Below are 20,181 nucleotides of genomic sequence, written 5' to 3' on the forward strand. Positions count from 1 at the left end.
GAACTATTTAACCAAAACCACCCCTGTTATCTTAAATTCAATTTCCACTCGAATCGTATGGTAATTAGTTCTCCAACAAAGCCTTATGTCGGATCATAAAAAAACTCCATTATTCCTAACGGAGTTCTTAAACTTTCTTTTTTATTCTCTAAGCCATAATACATCATAAGCACTTATAAAGTTTTTTTCGTTAATCTCCATTTCGCTTTCCGTCAGTAAATTGAATAATTTATTTCCGTTCAAATTGGCAAATAAGCTACTTTCGAAAAAAGTATCAAATCCAGAGAAATTTGCAATAACATAAACGACATCTTTATTATCCGTTTTTTTATACACTAACAAATGCGTATTTTCATAATCAATATATTCTAAATCATTAGAATCGGCAAAAGCAGGTGTTTGTTTCCTTATTTCAATTAACTGTTTTAATCTTTTGTAGACCAGAGCTTCCGCTGATGGAGTATCTTTTATGTTTTCGACCAAACTCCAATTCATTTTAGAACGGTGCAACCAACGGTTATCATACTTTTTGCTTTCATCATTTAAGTAATCATAATTATTTGGCAAGGCAACCTCATCTCCGCTATAAATCATTGGCAAACCACCTAAAGACAAAATAACGGCATGCTGTAAATTGATTCGTTTTATCGCTAATTGAAATTCATTTTCATTATTTTCTTTCATTGCTTTTTCAAAACCACATAATGCCGCCATGGAACCTGAAATACGCGCATTACCCGTTTCATGCTCTATCATAAAGCGTTGTCCAAGTGCAAAACTGCCATTAAACCCATCACAATAATGCTTTAAAATATACAACCGATGTTGCAAACTATCCAATCCAAGTTCAGTAACCAATTTGTCATCAAATCCCAATCCGATGTCATCATGACAACGGGCATAATTTATCCATGTTGTATTTCTTGGTTTCTTAGGAACCGCATTCATCGATTTTTTTAGCAAATTAGTGTTTCCTGTAGCCAAAGCTTCCCAACTCAATGCCATAAAATTAGCATTATAAGCAATGTCGCATTCATCTCCTTGAGCTAATCCTTCGCCAAAATATTTTATAATTTCTTCAGGAGCGACAATCGCTTCAGCAATATAACCCACACCCGGAGCTACAATTTGACCACACAATTTAAAGAGTTGTAACAAAAGATGAACTTCTGGCAGGTTTTGACTAAACTTCCCTATTTCCTTCCACATGAAAGCCACTGCATCTAACCGAAAAATATCTATTCCTTTATTGGACCAAAATAACATAGTGTCGATCATTTCGACCAAAACCATTGGATTCTTATAATTCAAATCCCATTGATAGCCATAAAACAAAGTCATGACCCATTGATCACTCTCCGGCAAGTAAGTGAAATTTCCAGGTGAAGTATCCGGAAAGATTTCAATCATTGTCCGTTCATACGCATTCGGTAAATTTCGGTCTGGAAAAAAATAGAAAAAATCTTTGTATTTAGGATTTCCTTTACGAGCCTCAACAGCCCATTGATGCTGGTCTGCACAATGATTCAGTACAAAATCCATAATCAAATTCATGTCGTTTTTTTGAAACTCTTTTACTAAAGCTTCAAAATCCTTCATGGTTCCAAATTTAGGATTGACTTCGCGATAATTTCGGACTGCATAACCACCGTCGTTTTCAAATTCCGGCACATCCAAAAAAGGCATCAAATGCACAGTATTAATTCCTAAATTCCGGAGGTAAGGAATTTTCTCTTTCAATCCATTGAAATCAGTATCAAACAGATCCACATACAACATCATTCCAACAATTTTCTCGCTGGAATACCAGTTTGGATTAGCAACACGTGTCAAATCACGTTTCTTTTGTAAAGCAGAACGCTCTTCAAAATTCTTGACCAAAGACAGCATCAACAATTCAAATGCTTCCTCTTTATGAGGACTATACGCATATAATTTTTGATATATGTCACTAATAATTGGAAAATTTGCTCCCAATCTTAAATGGAAATTCTTGTCATTGACTTTTACGTCATCCAAGAAAAAATTCAATTTCGATAACTTTTCGGCCTGTTGCATGTTTTTATAATTTTTTTACCAATTCATTATTATTAATTCTAAAATAACAGGTAGTCCTACCTAAATATAAAACGATTTTAAATATAATAAAAAAATGAATGCTGAAAAAAAATTACCTTAAGAACATAATAATTACAAAAAAATAATGACACATCATGCATTATTTTTTGTAACTATAAAGGCCACCCTAGTGGACAGCCTTCCTTTTTTATTATTTTTAAAATTAGTTCGTGAACACTTTTCATTCTATAACCAATTCTGCTGAATTATGGAATGAAGAAAAATTACCAGCCCTGAGTCAAGCCATTCTTTACCACTTCTTCGTATTTATCTTTATCAAAACTATATAAGTTGGGCGCTTTATGAGCCACATTACTTTTCTTTTCATCAAGTTTTATCAGTATTCCGATAGCCGTTATTTTGCGAAGAAAATTTCTGCGGTCGAGCTTTCTGCCCAATATGGTTTCATATAATTTTTGTAGCTGAGGAATAGTAAATTTTTCAGGAAGCAAATTATATCCTACCGGCATTAGATTTAACTCCATACGCAGCGTCTCTAATGCTTTATCCAAAATTTCCTTATGATCTAAAATCAAATCCGGTACCGCATTATGGTCAATCCACTCTACAATTTCATTTTTACCTTCCGGTTGAGGAACTGCTTGTAAAAAATCAACTAAAGCATAATAGCCCACTGTTACAAAACGATTCGTATACCACTTCCCTTCTTCCGAAGGTATTCCGTAAAAATCTAAAACTCGGTTACTAAAATGATTTTCATTTCTTTTGACAGTACCAAAAGTCGAAAACTGTCTCAGAAAAATCCCTTCTAATCCTGTTCGGCCATGTAAAATGGTAACTGCTGCCTGATCTATATCTTCATGAACAGGTATAAACCCACCAGGCAAAGCCCATTTATCACTGTAATTTGTTTTTATCAATAATACTTTGAGCTGATTATCATGAAATCCGAAAATCACACAATCTATTGATAAACCTGGCTGATATTCATCCCTGTTATCTAAAATATTTTTTAACATGTGATTCTTTTTCTAGTAATTAAATTTTTAATTGTTTTTACGGCGCAATTTAGCTCATTTTTTTAAAGAAAATATAATGAACAACCTATTTTCAAAATTCATCTGCGATTGCCTACAGTTTAAAAGTAAAAAAATGATTGAAACAAAGAAAACAAACCTATTCAATAATAAACCATATTTCCAAAAAATTTAACTAAAAAAATAATTCATAAAAAATATAAAAATTTCACGCGAAATGCATTGCGAATCAAAAAAATATGTACTTTGCGTCAAAATAACACAAACCATTTTAAACTCAGTAAATAATTACCAAAAAAAACCAAAGTAAGGATTATAAAAAATAGTTTTTACTACTCTTAGGGATTACGCTTTCAGCCCAATAGTATGCCCAAAGTGTAAATTATAGGGAAAAGCAAAATCTTAGTTGCAAAACTAAGAATTGGAAGAAAAAGCTTCTATCTGTTTAGTTTAGGGAGGAAACATCACAAACTAAAGACGAGAAAAAAGCAGCTAAATTTTTTAGAAGCGATATAAGTAGACATGCCAATAAATAAATGTCTTTTATCATCAGGAGGAAAATTTACAGAAGAAAATCTTGATATAAATTAAAAGCAGTAAACCAAAATTAAAAAAGTATTTACAAAAATTGTTAATTAATTGTTGTTAAAAAAGTATTGAAACAGAATTTAAAAGAGGTTATATCGTAAGACAAACCTCTTTTTTAAACTCCCTCTTTATCAAATTTATTTCCTTATTTAATACTATAACTACAAGTTCGATTAGGAGAATTGATTTAGAGTCAATACTTTTTTATTTTTATTTACATCAATTTCAACATCCTGGCATATATAAATAAATTAAAAAATACCGCATCAAATATATTAATTTTCAGTTATAAAGCCTTTAGCTTTATTAAAATATAAAAGGAATTTCCATATATTAACATAAGTAGCACAGGCTTTAAAATAAATAAATAAATTCAAGTCTTCGGATTTCTCAGCAAGGACAATGGTTTTACAAACAACATTCTCCTTTTTTCATTCTTATTTCTTTTCAAAAAGAACTTTCTAAATTAGATATTCCTTTTCCTAATAATTATTATTTCACCACTTCAAAAGTGTTTTTCAAACGAATGTCCGCAGATGAAGATCCAATCATTAAATCAAAATCTCCTGGCTCAACACTCCATTTTAATGCTGCATTATAAAAAGATAATTTTTCTTTGTCAATACTAAATTTTACTGTTTTAGTTTCCCCAGCATTCAGTTTTATCTTTTGAAAATCTTTCAGTTCAATAATTGGCCGCACTACTGACCCTACTTTGTCTCTTAAATACAATTGAACTACTTCTTCTCCTGACACTTTACCTGAATTGGTTACATTTAAAGAAACTTCAATACTCTCAGTACTTTTAATTTTGTTTTTAGACAATTTCAAATTCGAATATTCGAAAGTAGTATAACTCAAACCGTATCCAAAAGGAAATTTAGGACTGTTTTTTAAGTCTGTATATGCCGAAACATAATTGCTTGCCGTTTCGTTTGGAGCTGGTCTTCCTGTATTAAAATGATTGTAATAGATAGGAATTTGTCCTTCTTCTCTTGGAAAAGAAATTGGTAATTTCCCCGAAGGATTGTAATCGCCAAACAAAACATCGGCAATAGCATTTCCTGTCTCGCTTCCTAACCACCAGATATACAAAATTGCAGGGATATTATCAGCCGTCCAATTAAAAATAAGCGGTCTTCCTGCGTTGATTAAAACTACAACCGGTTTTCCAGTCGCTTGAATCGCTTTTATCAAATCTTCCTGAACGCCCGGCAAACGAAGATTGCTGCGACTTTTAGCTTCACCGCTCATATCTCTTCTTTCCCCAATACTTAAAATCACAACATCAGCTTGATTCGCAACAGCGATTGCTTCGGCAAAACCATCTTTGTTATCGCCTTCAATTTCACAACCTTTGGCGTAAAGCAATTTAGCGGTATTCTCAACCTTAGTTTGCAAACCTTCCCATTGTGAAATAACATGTTTTTCATAATCCACTTCTGGCAATTCTACAGACCAAAAACCCATATTTTGCTTGTGCTCTTTAACCAAAGGACCAATAAAAGCAATTGTTTTTGTTTGTTTTGAAATTGGCAAAATGTTTTTCTCATTCTTCAACAATACGATACTTTTTGCTGCAACTTCTCTCGCTGCTTTTCTATGTTCCGGATTGTTCAACGCCGCTTGCTCTCTTTCCGGATTGGAGTATTTATAAGGATCTTCGAATAATCCCAATTCAAATTTCTTGCGTAAAATTCTTTTCACGGCATCATCAATTAACGCAATTGGAACTTTTTTCTCCTGTACTAATTGTGCCAAATTATAGCGGTACGCATTGCTTTCCATGTCCATATCGCTTCCTGCAGTTATCGCGGCTAATGCAGCTTCTTTACTGTCTTTTACATATCCGTGATTGATCATTTCGCCTATTGAACCCCAATCAGAAACTACAAAACCCTGAAAATTCCATTTCCCTTTCAAGATGTCTCTTTGCAAATATTTATTTCCTGTTGCCGGAATTCCGTTAAGGTCATTGAACGAATTCATAAAGGTTGCGGCACCTGCATCCAAAGCGGCTTTGAAAGGTGGCAAATAGGTTTCCCAAAGCATTCTTTCACTCATATCAACCGAGTTATAATCTCTCCCACCAATTGCAGCGCCATAAGCAGCAAAATGTTTCACGCAAGCCATCACGGAATTGACATCCCCTAATTTCCCTTGAAACCCTTTCACTCTCGCATAAGCAATTCTTGAACCCAAATAAGTATCTTCTCCGGCACCTTCCATTACACGACCCCAGCGTGGATCACGCGCAATATCCACCATTGGCGCAAATGTCCAATGAATTCCACTTGCAGCCGCTTCGGTCGCAGCAATTCTTGCCGAAAGTTCCATCGCATCTAAATCCCAACTTGCGGCTTCCGCCAAAGGAATTGGAAAAGTAGTTTTATACCCATGTATAACATCTTGGCCAAATAACAACGGAATTTTCAATCTCGATTGCATCGCTAATTCTTGGTATTGTCTCGTGTGTTGCGTTCCCAAAACATTCAACATAGAACCAATTAAACCTGTTTTAATCTCAGATTGTTTATTCGGATTTATGGTTATTGGTCCAGTCGCAGCATTGTCACCAGTATATTGATTAAGTTGTCCTATCTTCTCTTCAAGAGTCATTCGATTTAGCAAAGCATCCACTTTTTGGCCAATCGTTTTTTGTTGAGAAAAAGTTATAAAGCAGGTCAATAAAAGTGTTGTAGTTACTATTTTTTTCATTTTTAAGTGTTGTGTTATTTTATAATCAAATTCATTTATTCCATAATCCAAAGATTAGGAAATAGTTTTTTACTCGCTTGGTTTTTTAAATTCTAAAAAGTTCAGATTGAAATTTCCTTTTTCGAAATAGACTCTGATTTTATTCGTTCCTTGTTTTAAAACCACATTTTTTAAAGTCACCGTTTGCCAATTATTTATTCCTCCAGAAGATGGAATGGTAATAGTTTCAGAAAGTTGCCCGTTTTCATCTTGAAGAAAAAGCTTCCCTCCGGCTACATCACTCGAATACCGAATAGCAACATCAAAAGTAGTTTTGGTTTTTACCTCAACCGTGTATTGCAACCATTCGCCATTTTCAATAAATGCAACATGGAATCCATTCGTACTTTTATCCGGACAAGATTCAATGTCTACACCATCATTTCTCATGACGCCACCTTTGTTCCATTTGGTAAATTTAGTCCCGTCATAATTGGCGACATCTTTATCAAAATAAGCAAATCCGTTTTGGCCTAAATCATATTCAGTAGCAAATACTTTTCCGGGCAACGGATGGTTTTTATATTTTTTAGTATCGGTTGTTTGCACTTGTCTGAACATCGCATCAATCACATCGTATCTGATAGTCAGATTTTTCATTTTGTAGTTTTCGGCAATTTTCATCAACGCTTTTTTTGCAAAAGCTACCGTTGGCTTTTTTCCTCCGGTTGCCCAATATTGCAGTAATTGCTCGTATTCCGGAATTTTTGTAACCGAAGTAACTCCCGCTAAATTTTCAATTTTTTTCATCGGCCAAAAAGCCCAGCCAATAGTATTTGATTCCATTAAAGCGATTGCTTCCTTAAACCAAACATTTGAGTTTTCACCACTTTCACCCAACCAAATTGGGACATTGTATTGGGTTCTAAAATTCAACATGTTTTGGATGGAAGCCACATCATTATCGTTCCAGTATTTGTGAAAACTCAACGCCATATTATCGTCCCAAAGCGGAAACATCCCATTGTAATTATTTCCCCAGCAATTTCCTTCTATAAAAATTAAATGATTGGTATCCACTTCTCTTATGGTTTTTGTGATTCTGAGTTGCAATGCTCTTAAAGGTGCATTAGACTTTTCATCACATCCGTTTTGATTCGTCCCCGTGAAATTCCAATTGGGTTCATTGATAATATCATAGGCTCCAATCCAAGGATTGTCTTTGTACCGCAACGCTAACTTTTTCCAAAGTGCCACCATTTTATCCTGATTTGCAGTACTTTCCCAAAGTGATGGTTTTGAATCATCATAATCTGAGATATTGGCATCTTTTCCCTGACCTCCGGGAGTTGCATGTAAATCTAAAATCAAATATATTTTATTGGCAGCACACCATTTCAATACATCATCTGTCATTTTAAAACCTTCTTCCAACCACGTATTCTGACCTAAAACCGCTTCTTTTTCAGTAGGCAATGTATACAAGTTGTAATGCATGGGCAATCGAATGGAGTTGAAACCCCAAACCGTCAATGAATCTATATCTCTTTTGGTAATTCCGTTTGCTTTATAGGCATCATAAAACTTCTCCGTGTTTTTATCACCAATTAAATCCGTAATCTTTTGCTTGATCACATGTTGAGGCCCCGCAAACGAACCGGTTTGAAGCATATATCCTTCCTGAACCATCCATCCGCCTAATCCCAAACCGCGCAATACAACGTTTTGTCCTTCTCCATCTACAATTTTTTGTCCATTTCTATGTAAAAATCCTTGTCCGAAGGAGGAAACTGATAAAGAAATAAGTAATAATAGAACTATTTTTTTCATAAAGAAGATTTTAAAACAAATCGTTTTTGGCATTTAATAAACTAATGTTTGAATAGCATGAGGCAATATATAAATTTCGGTAGCTTTTGTTCCAATACACAAATTATACTTCAGCTTCTTGTCGGTTTTATTCATAACTACCGTTACTGCTTTACCATCCTGATTTAAAAAAGAAGTAGTCATTAAATAGCTTTGACTGGAAACACTACTTATCCTTTTTGCACTTTTACCAATAAATTTAGAAAAATGACCAATAAAATAATAGGAAGGCGTATAGATTAATTCCCCTGTTTTTGTACTACCATGTATGGGCGAAAAGCAAAAATTACCTACATGATTTGGCCCTCCATTTTCATCCAAAAGGATATTCCAGTCTGTCCAACCTACTGTTCCGTTATTGAAGTCATGAATCATAGATTCTCCATATCGTTCCCCATTTGCCCAAAGTTGTAATTTTTTAAAATCAAATCTTTCTACACAACCTTCCGTGAACATTAAGTTTTTGTCAGGATACATTTCGTGCACTTTTCCAACATTTTCAAACATGGAATCTCCTCCGCTCCAGTTTTCATACCAATGAAAACCAATTCCCCAAACATATTTATTCGCTTCCGGGTCATCAAGAATTGTACTCGCCCTTTGTGCCAATAAATCTCTGTTGTGATCCCAAACCGTAATTTTTTTATCCCCTAGTCCCGCTTTTTTCAATGTTGGCCCCAAATAATTCTTCAGGAAATCACGTTCTTCTTCAGCAGTGTAAATACAAGATTCCCATGTTTGTCTGGCCATTGGCTCATTTTGAATTGTCAATCCCCAAACCGGAATTCCTTCTTTTTGGTAGCTATTAATAAATTTCACGTAATAATTAGCCCAAGACTGATAAAATTCAGGTAATAATCGACCACCTCTCAACATGTTTTTAGTGTCCTTCATAAAAGCAGGCGGACTCCATGGAGTTACATACAATGTAGCCTTACCTCCCGCTGCAGCAATTGCCTTTTTGATTAATGGAATTTTAAATTCTTTGTCATGCTCAATATTGAAACTCTTTAGTGCTGCGTCACCTTCATCAACATAAGTATAACTTCCTGAACTAAAATCACAACTATGAATATTCGTTCTTATTATTGAATACCCAATTCCTTTTTCTTTATCATAATAAGCTTCTAAGAATTCTTTCTGATTTTCATTAGTTAATTTCGCAAAAACCTCAGCACTCGCATCCGTTATAGCTCCTCCAATACCCAAAAATGTCTGAAAAGTTTTACTGGGATTCACAAAAACACACAGTTGCGTTTCTAAAGGCTGTTTTAAGTCCGTGAATTGCAGATTATCTGTTTTTGTTAATCTTAAATCCGTTCCGTCTGCTGTAGTGTAAACGGTAACTGTTTTGTCTTTTGTTGAAAAAGGCTTCAATTGTATTTTACTTTTTTGCTGAGCAAGAGCTAAAAAAGACACTATTAAAAGTGCTACTGTAGTTATTTTTTTCATTCTATAAATTTTATGTATGTTATTTTACCAACTATATGTTCCTACTGAACCTGCATCTAAAGAAGTTGTAACCCAATTCCCATTGTATTTAATATTGAAAATTTCGGCGGCATTTCCATCATTTTCAACAATTAAAACTTTTTTACCACTTGGAGTTTTAAAAGCTACATTATTTAAATTACCACTAAAACTACTTACAATTCTAACGGAACCTGCAGGCACAAATTTAGAAGCATGCGCAATGATATAATACCCTACATTTCTGGTAAAATTATCACTACTGTTTATCGTTATTGCGCCTTTACAGGTTGTACAACCCCCTGGAGTATTAGGTCCAAAAGAAGCATTATTGGCTAAGTTCCATTCCAATGCTGTTTTGCTCCAATTTCGCATAGAACCGATAATTACATTTTTTACATGCCATTTCAAATCCCCTTCAAAGCTCCCGGTGGAAGATGTATATTGTTCCGTAAAATATAAGTTTTTATTGGGAAAAGCACTGTGAACTGTTGACAAAGCGCTTATATCTCCTTCGTACAAGTGGAATGCTGAACCATCAATAAAAGGATAAGCCGAAGCGTCGCTTAACACTGCTATTGGGTATTCTGGTTTGTTGCAATTATGGTCATACACTACAATTTTAGTTGTCAAATTTGCCGTCTGAAAAGCAGGGCCTAAATGATTTTTTATAAAATCAGCCTGTTGCAAAGCAAGCATCAGCATACTAGGATTATTTCCGGGATGCAACGGCTCATTTTGTGGCGTAATGGCATCAATAGTAATTCCTTCGGCTTTCATTTTTTGAATGTATTTCACAAAATACTGCGCATAAACTCCGTAATACTGGGGTTTCAAACTTCCTCCAACAAAATTATTATTGTCTTTCATCCATACCGGTGGAGACCATGGCGTTGCCATTATTTTAATCTTTGGATTGATTGTCACTATTTCTTTTAGCATGGGAATTAAATCCGTTTTATCCGGAGCCAAACTAAAGTTATCCAAATTCACATCTGTTTGTCCACTTGGCAAATCATCATAAGTAAATGGCGTTGCATTCATATCTGAGGCACCAATACTGATTCTTAAATAACTTATAGCAATTGAATTTTCATTGGCACCAAATAACTCTTGCAATAACTCTTGTCTTTTTTGGGCATTTAATAGGTTAATGACTTGGGCACTTCCCCCTGTTAAGGTATATCCAAATCCATCAATACTTTGAAAAGTTTGGGAATCATCAACTTCAATAGCGGCATAATTATTATAGGCTGTCCCGAATGCTAAAACTGATGTTTGCTTTTGAAGGTTTACAGTTTGATTGCCTTTGGTCAGCCAAAAGTCAACTTCATTTACAGCTACCGGCGGAACTGGAGTTGGTGTAGGATTAACAGTATCACCTGCCGGAGAACATTTTGACAGCATGACTGAAAGGGCTAGTAAAATGAAGATTTTCATGGTGTATTTTATAGTGTTCATATTTTTATTTCAAGTTTATTTCAACATAAACCGGCAAATGGTCTGACGGATATCTTACATTTTTTGAATCACTTAAAACTGCATATTTTTGTACTTTAAAAATACTATTTTTAGAAATAAAAATATAGTCTATCAATTTAGTCACTGGCTCGTTATGTATAAAATTATTAAATGTTCCTGAAGGACCAAAAGGCTTCTCTACTGAAACTTCTTTGCAATCATTCATTATTTTTTTTAGTCCAATTATCCTATCTTCATTGGGTTCTGAATTAAAATCACCCATAAAAATTACAGGATATTTTTTAGTATTCAGTTCCTTTATTTTCGAAAGAATGAGTTGTATTCCTTTGGTTCTTGCGTCTTCTCCAATATGGTCCAGATGTGTATTAAAAACCCAAAATAGTTGTTTTGTTTTTAAATCTTTGAACAGTGCGTAAGTACAAACTCTGTTATAAGCCGCATCCCATCCTTTGGAAATTTCATTTGGTGTTTCAGAAAGCCAAAAAGTGTTGCTTTCCTTCACTCTAAATCTTTCTTTTTTATAAAAAATATTTGAAGATTCTCCTTTCACAATTCCTTCTCTTCCATTACCAACATTATCATAGTGCAATAGCGCCGTTGTAATATCAATAACCTGATTGGGTCTTGCTTCTTGAACTCCAAAAATATCCGGTTCGTAAAATTGAATTTGCGATGTAAAATAATCTTTTCGATGGTTCCAATCATTTTCTCCATCACTCGCAACATCCAAACGAATATTATACGTCATTACTTTTAATGTTTGCCCATAAGAAAACAAACTCATTAGAAGAAAAAATACCGAACAGATTATTTTTTTTGACTGATTCATTTCTTTATTTTTAAAAATTATTATTCTCCACCGAAGCTCCTATCCAACTTACAAGTAGAAGCTCACAATGAAGAACGTACTAACTAAACAAAACATATGGAATTAATTATACACTCTAACATAATCTATTTCAAAAGTTGAAGAAGTAAAATTAGGATCTACAGGACCTCCCCAAACACCTCCCATTGCAAAATTTATAATTAAGAAAAAGTTTTTGTTGAATGGAAATTTATCTGAATTTGCAAAAGTATAATACAAAATATCATCAACATAAAACTTTATAGAAGTAGCCGTCCAATCCGCTGTATAGATATGAAATTCTGTACTGCTATTCGGCACTTTTATAATACCCGTATCAGGAGTAGCTCCAGAACGTCCTTCTGAATGTAAAGAAGAATGATTCTGATCCAAATTTTTTCCAACTGACTCTAAAATATCTATCTCGCCACATTTTGGCCATCCCACACTACCAATATTACTACCCAGCATCCAAACTGCAGGCCACGTCCCAAATCCAGTAGGCACTTTTGCCCTGATTACTATTTTTCCATAAGTGAAATCAAATTTCCCATTGGATTCTAATCTTCCAGACGTGAAGTCCCCTTTTCCATATTTTTCTCTTATGGCTTTTATTTTCAAAACACCTCCTTCAACAATTGTATTTTCTGAACGATTGGTATACGATTGAAGTTCATTGTTAACATAACCTGGATCCCATATTTGAAAATTCCATTTGGAGGCATCAGGTGGACCATCAGTATTAAATTCGTCAGACCATACTAAAGAAGATCCCACGAAAATTGTTACTGAAAGTGTCGAAGAAACAAACTGTCCTGAATTGTATGCAGACACATATATAACATAGGTATTTATCCCTGATGTTGTATAGGTATAAGTAAAATCCCCATTTGTTACCTCTTTAGTTTCTCCATTCCCAAGTAAAATTTTATAGGAAGTTGCATTAGTTGCGCTTAAACTAAAATTTACTGTTCCGCTACCATTTCCGTTCGGATTTTGTGCACTTACTCCAACTACTGTTGCCGAAATTGCAAGATTTGAAGGCACTATTATCGCTACATCTCCTTCATTATTATTTCCACTACAAGAAAACAATACAAAAAAATTAGCTAAAGCGATGAAAAACAAACACTTTGAAAATCGATAATTATTGTTTTTTGAAAATTGAATCAACATATTATTTTTCATCATTTTTTATTTTTTTAAAACTATTGCTAAAATAAAGCTCAGAACTATTCTATGTAGTTCTGAGCTTTCATCCATTTCAATTTATTAGAGTGCCGGTTTCAATTTTAAGTACCAAGCATTTCCCGTTTCAGTTCCTTGTACTCTAATATACAGATAAGTTGATGTTACCACCAAAATCTCATATTCTTTCTGAAGAGCACCATATCCTATAAAGGTATTAACTCCTGATAATAAAATACTTGTCTGAGTAGAAGGGGAATTTGCAGGTTTAGATGCAACAGCTGGCGCTCCTGATGATGCTGGTATAAAACTAAAAGTAGAAGTTCCTCCTGCATAAGGATAACATCCTTCATCACCTGATGCTGGAATACCCGGAAGAGTTGTTAACGATCCTGTTTTTGTAAATGCCCCATCTGGAGTAGCAACTTGTAAAGAATACGTTCCTGTACCGGCAACTTTAGCAAAAGTAAAAGTGGCTGTGTAAAAACCATTTGCAGTAGCGACTTTTTCATTAACTCCTGCAGCCCACCATTCTGGATTTATAGAATCTACATTCCATGGACCAACACCAAGCTGACCCGCTACACTTTTATCAACAACCCATTTTTTTGACGCGTCGTTTGTTAAAGCCGTAACGATTGCAGGCGCAACATTAAAATCGCTTCTTACTGTAACTTCCTTAGTAACATTAGTTGAAGACCCACCCTTGCCATAAGCAACAACAGTAATTCTATAGGTATTTATCCCAAGAGCTGTGTATTTTTTAGTAACAGTACCATTTGGCAAATTAACTAAATCCACTGCTGTACTGGCATCATAATCTATTTTATATGAAAGCGCATTGTCACCTGTTATAACAATTTTCACACTTCCTGAGCCATCACCATTTGGATGCGTTGCATCTTGCCCCACAACTTGAGTATTGACAACAATGTTAGACGGAGCTGTTAAGTCTCCTAACGTATAGTCTTCTTGTGTACAACTACTTAATATTAGAAGTAACACCAAGAAAACTCCAAAAATGAATTTTATATTTGTTTTCATAGTTTTATTTTAATTTGTTAATCTAATGTTATCCACATAAATAACTTCCCCAATTCCTGAATCTGAATCATTGTATCGCAAAACAAGTTGTGTAAATTTAGCCCCTACTGGTATTCCTGAAATAGCACTGTAATCAAATACAATTTCTTCCCAAGCACCAGATGTAGTAAATGGCGCTTTTACTACTGCAACACCATTAACTGGAGTTCCTCCAACAGACCATTCTAATTCAACATTTAATTTTTTACCAATATTGGCAGGGCTAGGATTGTAAGCCAAAACTTTGATTTTTTTTCCATAAGAAAAATTAACAGGAATATTTAATGGGCTATACGTTCCGCTCCATGAAGCGACTCCAGTTGGCTTGGTATATTTACCCACTGTTGCACTGGTATTTAAACCTGTAGCGTTTGGATTTGCCACTTTAGAAAAAGTCACGTCACCAAAAGTCCCAAAAAAGTAATTTACTGCTGCATTTTCAAAATCAATTGGGAATGCAAACAATGTTTTAGTTCCTTGGATAGTTGCAGCACCTCCGCTTTGAGCTGTTACCTTTAAAACAAAAGGTCCTCCAGTTGCTGGATAAACATGAGCTGGTAATTCTTGGTCTATAGCCATTGGTGTACCCACTTCATTTGCTACATCACCATAATAGACTAAAAATGATTTAGTATATAAGGCGGTCGCTTTTACTCTCATTTCTCCAGAGGTAGAAATGATTAAACTTTCAGGAGCTCTATAAACAACATCTAATGGAAATGTTTGTTCTGTTTTAGCACCAGAAACAGAAGTGGCGATAATTTTTACCGTATATTTCCCTTCTGGATAAACGTGAGTTGTACTTGCTCCTGGAGCAACTGTCGCTGGCGATCCTGTACCTTGTCCATAAACGACTTGAAACGAACTTGCACCATCAGCCGTTGGAGTTATCTTTACTTTTCCAGAATTATCCGTACTGATATCAAATATTTTATTGACATTCGCTGACGAATCAGTACCCAAAAGAGCGGTGTCATTATTAATTCCCTCAACAGTACAACTTATAGTAACAGCCAGTAGCATTACAAAGCTGAAAATAAATTTTATCTTTTTCATAATTGTATCTTTTAATTAATTATACCCAGGATTTTGTTTCAATTTAGTTCCCTGAAGCTCTCTGGTTGGTAATGGAAAAATCTCATCTTTACCTGCTACGAAACCTCTACTTGATAATTTAGACGCAGCATCGCCCCATCTCACTAAATCAAAGAATCTATGTCCTTCTCCTGCAAGTTCCATTCTTCTTTCATTTTTAATGGCTGCAAGTGTAACCGGAACGGATGGCAAACCAACTCTTGCTCTTACAGCATCAAGCAATGCTTGCGCTCTTGTTCCTGAACCTAATGCTTCAGCTTCCATCAAATACGTATCTGCAAGTCTAATTACATACGTATTCTGTCTGTAATTTAGCTCTGCTGCTCCACCACCAGTACGAACATCTGTTTTTCTTGGAAGGAATTTATTCAAGAAATATCCTGTATCTTGATAGCCACCAATATAATCTGCCTGACCTGCCGCTTTTAGAGCTTTTAGATCAAATACAGTAGCTCCAAATCTTGGGTCCAGTTTAATGGCATCATATAAATCTTGTGTAATAACATTGAAACTCCACCCTGATGGCAAATCTGCAGCTGTAGAACTTGATGGTCTTGAGTAACTTCTAGGACCTACCATAACATTTAATGAATTCCCCTCGTCTCTACCACTTCCCCAGAATCCCCAATCAGAATTACCGGCACTAGTGTGGGACACTTCTATAATTGATTCTGTGTTAAATTTATTGGCAACAACCCATAAATCACTAAAGTTAGACAACAATTTATTACCGTATTGATTCGTTGCGCCCGGTGTACCATTTACTTGAGCCAAAACAGCAGCTGCCTCCGTTTTTTTACCTTCATACAAATATACTTTTCCAAGCATTGCTTGAGCAGCACCTTTTGTAAGACGTCCAGATTCTGTTGCAGCTGGAGCCGTTGTTGGTAAACCATAGATTGCTTCTGACAAATCTTTTTCTATTTGGGCATAAACGGCTTCAGGAGCCGCTTGCTCTGCCTCATACATATTAGTCGCGGTCAATGGATCTAATAATAATGGTACGTTTTTAAACATTCTAACCAAATTAAAATAATAGATTGCTCGCAACGCTTTCGACTCTGCGGTAAATCTGGTTTTTAGATTATCAGCCATAGCAACATCCGGCAATTTTAAAAGCAAGGTATTTGCTCTAAAAATCCCTTGATAATGATCATTCCAAAAGCTGCCAGGCACATTTGTAGAAGTAAGCGTATGTGTAGAGAAACCTTGAATTCCTGCTCCATCTGTAGAACCACCACCACCTGCATAGAAGTCATCTGAACCTGCGTTCATCATGGAAATTATATTTTCAAAACCGCCAGAATTTTTTCTGATTGGGTCATAAACTCCAACAAGAGCCGAAGTTGCCTGCCCTTCATTGGCATAATAATTATCCGAAAGAAAGGAACCCTTTGGTGTAACATTAACAAACTCCTCAGAACAAGAACCTAAGGAAACCATTGCTGCTGCTATAAATAAATATTTAAATTTTATCGTTTTCATAATTCTTGATTTTATTAAAATTGTAAATTGGCTCCAAACATAAATGTTCTCGCTTGTGGATAGATTCCTTTGTCTATTCCAAATACACCTCCACCAATTTCAGGATCATATCCCGTATATTTGGTTAATGTAAATAGATTTTCAGCGGTTAAATACAAGCGCACTTTACTGGCTCCTATTTTACGAATCACATCACTTGGTAATGAATACCCTAACTGAACTAATTTTAATCTCAGATAATCTCCTTTTTCTAAATAGAAATTCGACATTTTACCAAAATTGCCATTCGTATCATCATTTGTAAGTCTAGGATAGTCATTTGATGTTCCATCACCAGTCCATCTGCTTAATGCAATAGTTTGATAGTTAGCATTACCAACATCCAATCTACGCAACCCTTGGAAAATTTTATTTCCTGCAGCTCCTTGGGCAAAAGCCATAAAATCGAAATTTTTATACTCTAAATTCAAGGTTAAACCAAAGGTATATTTTGGAATATTACTTCCTAAAAACTGTTTGTCATCATCACCTATAGAACCATTCCCATCGGTATCAACCCAACGGAAATCTCCTGGACGTGCATTTGGTTGAATTAAACCACCTGAACTATTTGTATAAGCAGCGATTTCAGCCTGATTTTGAAAAATTCCTGCAGTTTTTAATCCGTAAAATGAGTTATAGGATTGGCCAACTTGTGTTCTGGTTACTGGCCCCATCGATTGAAAAGAAGCGTCACCTGAAATATAATTTGAATCTGTAGCTACATAAGTAACTTTGTTTTCTAAATAAGCAACGTTTCCATTAACAGAGAAATTAACTTCCCCAAATTTCTTTCTGTAACCCAATTCAACCTCAATACCTTTATTATCCATATCCGCCACGTTTCCTGTAGGATTTGAAGCTACCCCAACGTAACCTGGAATATTGATTGGACGTAAAATTCCATTAGTTGTTTTCTTATATAAATCTACCGTAAGATTAAAATCATTGAAGAATCTAGATTCAAAACCAATATTTGTTTGAGAAGTTTCTTCCCATCTCAAATCAGGATTGTCTAATGTTAGGTTAGCATAACCAGTAGTTATTGCTCCTGTGTTTCCAAAAGAATAATTGTAACCTCCTTCAACTAAGGAAAGATATCTGAAATTTGGAATTGCATCATTTCCTACAACCCCATATCCACCTCTGATTTTCAAAGTATTAAGCACATTGTTTTCTTTCCAAAAATCTTCTTTGGTAAGCACCCATCCTAAATTAAACGATGGAAATACACCAAATTTATTATTGGCTCCAAAACGACTGGAACCATCACGACGAATAATCCCTGTAAACAAGTACTTTTCTTTATAATCATAATTCACACGGGCGAACAAAGAAGTCAATTTATGTTCTGTCAAATCGAATGTATAACTACTTCTGTCTGATTGTGGTATATCAAAGTTGAAAGACGCATCACGATAATCTGTAATAGGCAATCCAAACATGGTAGATCCAGCACCTCCTCCAATATTATCCACATAAGAACCTTGTCCCAACAATACGGTTAAATTATGGTTACCGAATTCATTTGCATACGTAACAATGTTTTCAATATTCCATGCAAAACTTTTATTATCATTTTTACTATAATTATTTTTAAGCACATTTGAAGTCGCACTTAAGTAAAAAACTGGGGTAAAACCTTGACCTCCCCAGGTAGACAATTTTCCACCAAGAGTTGATCTCACTTTGATATGTTTCGTTATTGCAGCTTCTAAATACGCATTTCCAACTAAATCATCAGACATGCCATACCCTCCTAATCTTGTTTTGGCATACGCCAAAGGATTAGTCATCTCCTGACCCACCAAACTTGAAATTCCATAAGGATTCCCATTTGAATCTCTAATGACAGGATTTGTACTATATGGAGCGCCATTCGCTTTAACAGGATCTGTTTCAATAATTGGAGTGGTTGGGTCCAAGTTTATTGCAGAACTCAATGGTCCACCAAATTCACTGTTCGTATTCCCAATTCCAACGGTCTTTTGTCTCGAAAATCCAAAAGTCTGTCCGAAAGTAAATACTTTAGATATTTTATGAGTCGAGTTCAAACGGAAATTCTTTTTGGTATAATTCGAAATTTCAGTAGAAACAATTCCTTCTTGATCTTGAATTCCAAAAGAAGCATAAAAATTAGAAACATCACTTCCTCCACTAATACTCAATTCATGGGAATAACGAAAAGCGTTGGTATTAAAAATTGCTTTTTGCCAATCCGTTCCAACACCTAAAGCGGACAAATTAGAAAATATAACGGGACCTCCGGCAGCAGTCGATTTTTCATTTAATAAAGCACCATATTGGGTTGCGTTTAACAAATGCAACGTTTTTTCTGGGGATGAAACACCTAAAAACCCATTATAGTTCACAGTGATTTTTCCAGATTTTCCTTTTTTGGTTGTAACCAAAATAACTCCCGTTGCAGCACGTGTTCCGTAAATTGCAGCAGAAGCAGCATCTTTAAGTACCTCTATAGATTCAATATCAGATTGATTAAGAAATCCTATTCCACCTGCATCAACAACAACACCATCAACCACCCAAAGAGGATCATTTCCACCTTCACCAAAAGTAGTCACCCCTCTAATCCGAATAGTAGACGACGAACCTGGTTGACCAGAACTCGCTGCTATGGTAACTCCTGAAACCCTACCTTGTAAAGCTTGCTCAATACGACCATTAGGAACTTTCTCAAGATCTTTAGCTTTAACACTGGATATTGCACCGGTAACAACACTTTTCTTTTGAGTACCATATCCTACAACAACAACTTCCTGTAAGGATTCTGATGAAGGATTAAGTTTAACATCAATTCGATTTCTTCCGTTAATAGGTTCCTGAGCTGTAGTGTACCCTAAATAACTAAATACTAAAGTCCCTTTTGACATGGTCTTTATTTGATAATTTCCATCAAAATCCGTAGCCGTAGCTTTGGAAGTTCCTTTAATTAAAATGGATACTCCTGGGATGGGAAGTCCGTTTTCGTCATAAACTTTTCCGTTTACAGTAACATCTTGTGCTTGTGCGTAAACTGAGAATAGAATAGATAAAAAACAAAAAATAAACAATTTTGTAAATTTCATATTTCTAAAAATTTTGGTTAATTAATTAGTAATTTCCAGCAATATTATATCTATTTTTTCTATATTCACATTTATATTTCCTTACAAAAACACATCAAAGGCATTTTTATTACTTGACAAAAACACATCAAAATTA

At 34.9% G+C, this 20,181-nt stretch carries 12 protein-coding genes; all 12 read right to left on the reverse strand.

Going from position 1 to position 20,181, the window contains the following annotated elements:
- Positions 1-141 precede the first annotated feature (141 nt).
- Complete coding sequence (locus ACM55M_RS16065; RefSeq protein ID WP_416858700.1) at positions 142-2,058, reverse strand: amylosucrase; 1,917 nt, start codon at positions 2,056-2,058, stop codon at positions 142-144.
- A 284-nt stretch (positions 2,059-2,342) separates the two neighbouring features.
- Complete coding sequence (locus tag ACM55M_RS16070; protein WP_416858701.1) at positions 2,343-3,098, reverse strand: NUDIX hydrolase; 756 nt, start codon at positions 3,096-3,098, stop codon at positions 2,343-2,345.
- Positions 3,099-4,196: 1,098 nt separating this feature from the next.
- On the reverse strand, positions 4,197-6,422 hold the full coding sequence (locus tag ACM55M_RS16075) for a glycoside hydrolase family 3 N-terminal domain-containing protein (protein ID WP_416858702.1): 2,226 nt from the start codon (positions 6,420-6,422) through the stop codon (positions 4,197-4,199).
- Positions 6,423-6,491: 69 nt separating this feature from the next.
- On the reverse strand, positions 6,492-8,231 hold the full coding sequence (locus tag ACM55M_RS16080; protein WP_416858703.1) for a cellulase family glycosylhydrolase: 1,740 nt from the start codon (positions 8,229-8,231) through the stop codon (positions 6,492-6,494).
- A gap of 33 nt (positions 8,232-8,264) precedes the next feature.
- Complete coding sequence (locus tag ACM55M_RS16085) at positions 8,265-9,722, reverse strand: glycoside hydrolase family 30 protein (RefSeq protein WP_416858704.1); 1,458 nt, start codon at positions 9,720-9,722, stop codon at positions 8,265-8,267.
- A 24-nt stretch (positions 9,723-9,746) separates the two neighbouring features.
- Entirely contained in the window at positions 9,747-11,201 is a 1,455-nt protein-coding gene (locus ACM55M_RS16090) for a glycoside hydrolase family 30 protein (RefSeq protein WP_416858705.1), read from the reverse strand.
- A 4-nt stretch (positions 11,202-11,205) separates the two neighbouring features.
- Complete coding sequence (locus ACM55M_RS16095; RefSeq protein WP_416858706.1) at positions 11,206-12,051, reverse strand: endonuclease/exonuclease/phosphatase family protein; 846 nt, start codon at positions 12,049-12,051, stop codon at positions 11,206-11,208.
- Positions 12,052-12,153: 102 nt separating this feature from the next.
- Positions 12,154-13,260 carry a glycoside hydrolase family 16 protein gene (locus ACM55M_RS16100; protein ID WP_416858707.1) on the reverse strand — a complete coding sequence of 369 codons (1,107 nt, stop codon included), beginning with the start codon at positions 13,258-13,260 and terminating at the stop codon, positions 12,154-12,156.
- A gap of 81 nt (positions 13,261-13,341) precedes the next feature.
- Entirely contained in the window at positions 13,342-14,301 is a 960-nt protein-coding gene (locus ACM55M_RS16105) for a hypothetical protein (protein ID WP_416858708.1), read from the reverse strand.
- Between the two features lie 9 nt (positions 14,302-14,310).
- On the reverse strand, positions 14,311-15,396 hold the full coding sequence (locus ACM55M_RS16110; RefSeq protein ID WP_416858709.1) for a hypothetical protein: 1,086 nt from the start codon (positions 15,394-15,396) through the stop codon (positions 14,311-14,313).
- A 15-nt stretch (positions 15,397-15,411) separates the two neighbouring features.
- Positions 15,412-16,920, reverse strand: a complete 1,509-nt coding sequence (locus tag ACM55M_RS16115) for a RagB/SusD family nutrient uptake outer membrane protein (protein WP_416858710.1) — start codon at positions 16,918-16,920, stop codon at positions 15,412-15,414.
- 14 nt (positions 16,921-16,934) lie between these two features.
- Positions 16,935-20,045: a SusC/RagA family TonB-linked outer membrane protein gene (locus tag ACM55M_RS16120; RefSeq protein WP_416858711.1), complete on the reverse strand. Its 3,111-nt coding sequence runs from the start codon at positions 20,043-20,045 to the stop codon at positions 16,935-16,937.
- Positions 20,046-20,181 lie beyond the last annotated feature (136 nt).

Source organism: Flavobacterium galactosi (assembly GCF_048158585.1).
Taxonomy (GTDB): Bacteria; Bacteroidota; Bacteroidia; order Flavobacteriales; family Flavobacteriaceae; genus Flavobacterium; species Flavobacterium galactosi.

Excerpts from the sequence above, each read along its gene's own strand:
- ACM55M_RS16080 (WP_416858703.1), bottom strand. The coding sequence starts at position 8,231 with ATGAAAAAAATAGTTCTATTATTACTTATTTCTTTATCAGTTTCCTCC.
- ACM55M_RS16075 (WP_416858702.1), bottom strand. The coding sequence starts at position 6,422 with ATGAAAAAAATAGTAACTACAACACTTTTATTGACCTGCTTTATAACT.
- ACM55M_RS16115 (WP_416858710.1), bottom strand. The coding sequence starts at position 16,920 with ATGAAAACGATAAAATTTAAATATTTATTTATAGCAGCAGCAATGGTT.
- ACM55M_RS16065 (WP_416858700.1), bottom strand. The coding sequence starts at position 2,058 with ATGCAACAGGCCGAAAAGTTATCGAAATTGAATTTTTTCTTGGATGAC.
- ACM55M_RS16110 (WP_416858709.1), bottom strand. The coding sequence starts at position 15,396 with ATGAAAAAGATAAAATTTATTTTCAGCTTTGTAATGCTACTGGCTGTT.
- ACM55M_RS16090 (WP_416858705.1), bottom strand. The coding sequence starts at position 11,201 with ATGAACACTATAAAATACACCATGAAAATCTTCATTTTACTAGCCCTT.
- ACM55M_RS16105 (WP_416858708.1), bottom strand. The coding sequence starts at position 14,301 with ATGAAAACAAATATAAAATTCATTTTTGGAGTTTTCTTGGTGTTACTT.
- ACM55M_RS16070 (WP_416858701.1), bottom strand. The coding sequence starts at position 3,098 with ATGTTAAAAAATATTTTAGATAACAGGGATGAATATCAGCCAGGTTTA.
- ACM55M_RS16085 (WP_416858704.1), bottom strand. The coding sequence starts at position 9,722 with ATGAAAAAAATAACTACAGTAGCACTTTTAATAGTGTCTTTTTTAGCT.
- ACM55M_RS16120 (WP_416858711.1), bottom strand. The coding sequence starts at position 20,045 with ATGAAATTTACAAAATTGTTTATTTTTTGTTTTTTATCTATTCTATTC.
- ACM55M_RS16095 (WP_416858706.1), bottom strand. The coding sequence starts at position 12,051 with ATGAATCAGTCAAAAAAAATAATCTGTTCGGTATTTTTTCTTCTAATG.
- ACM55M_RS16100 (WP_416858707.1), bottom strand. The coding sequence starts at position 13,260 with ATGATGAAAAATAATATGTTGATTCAATTTTCAAAAAACAATAATTAT.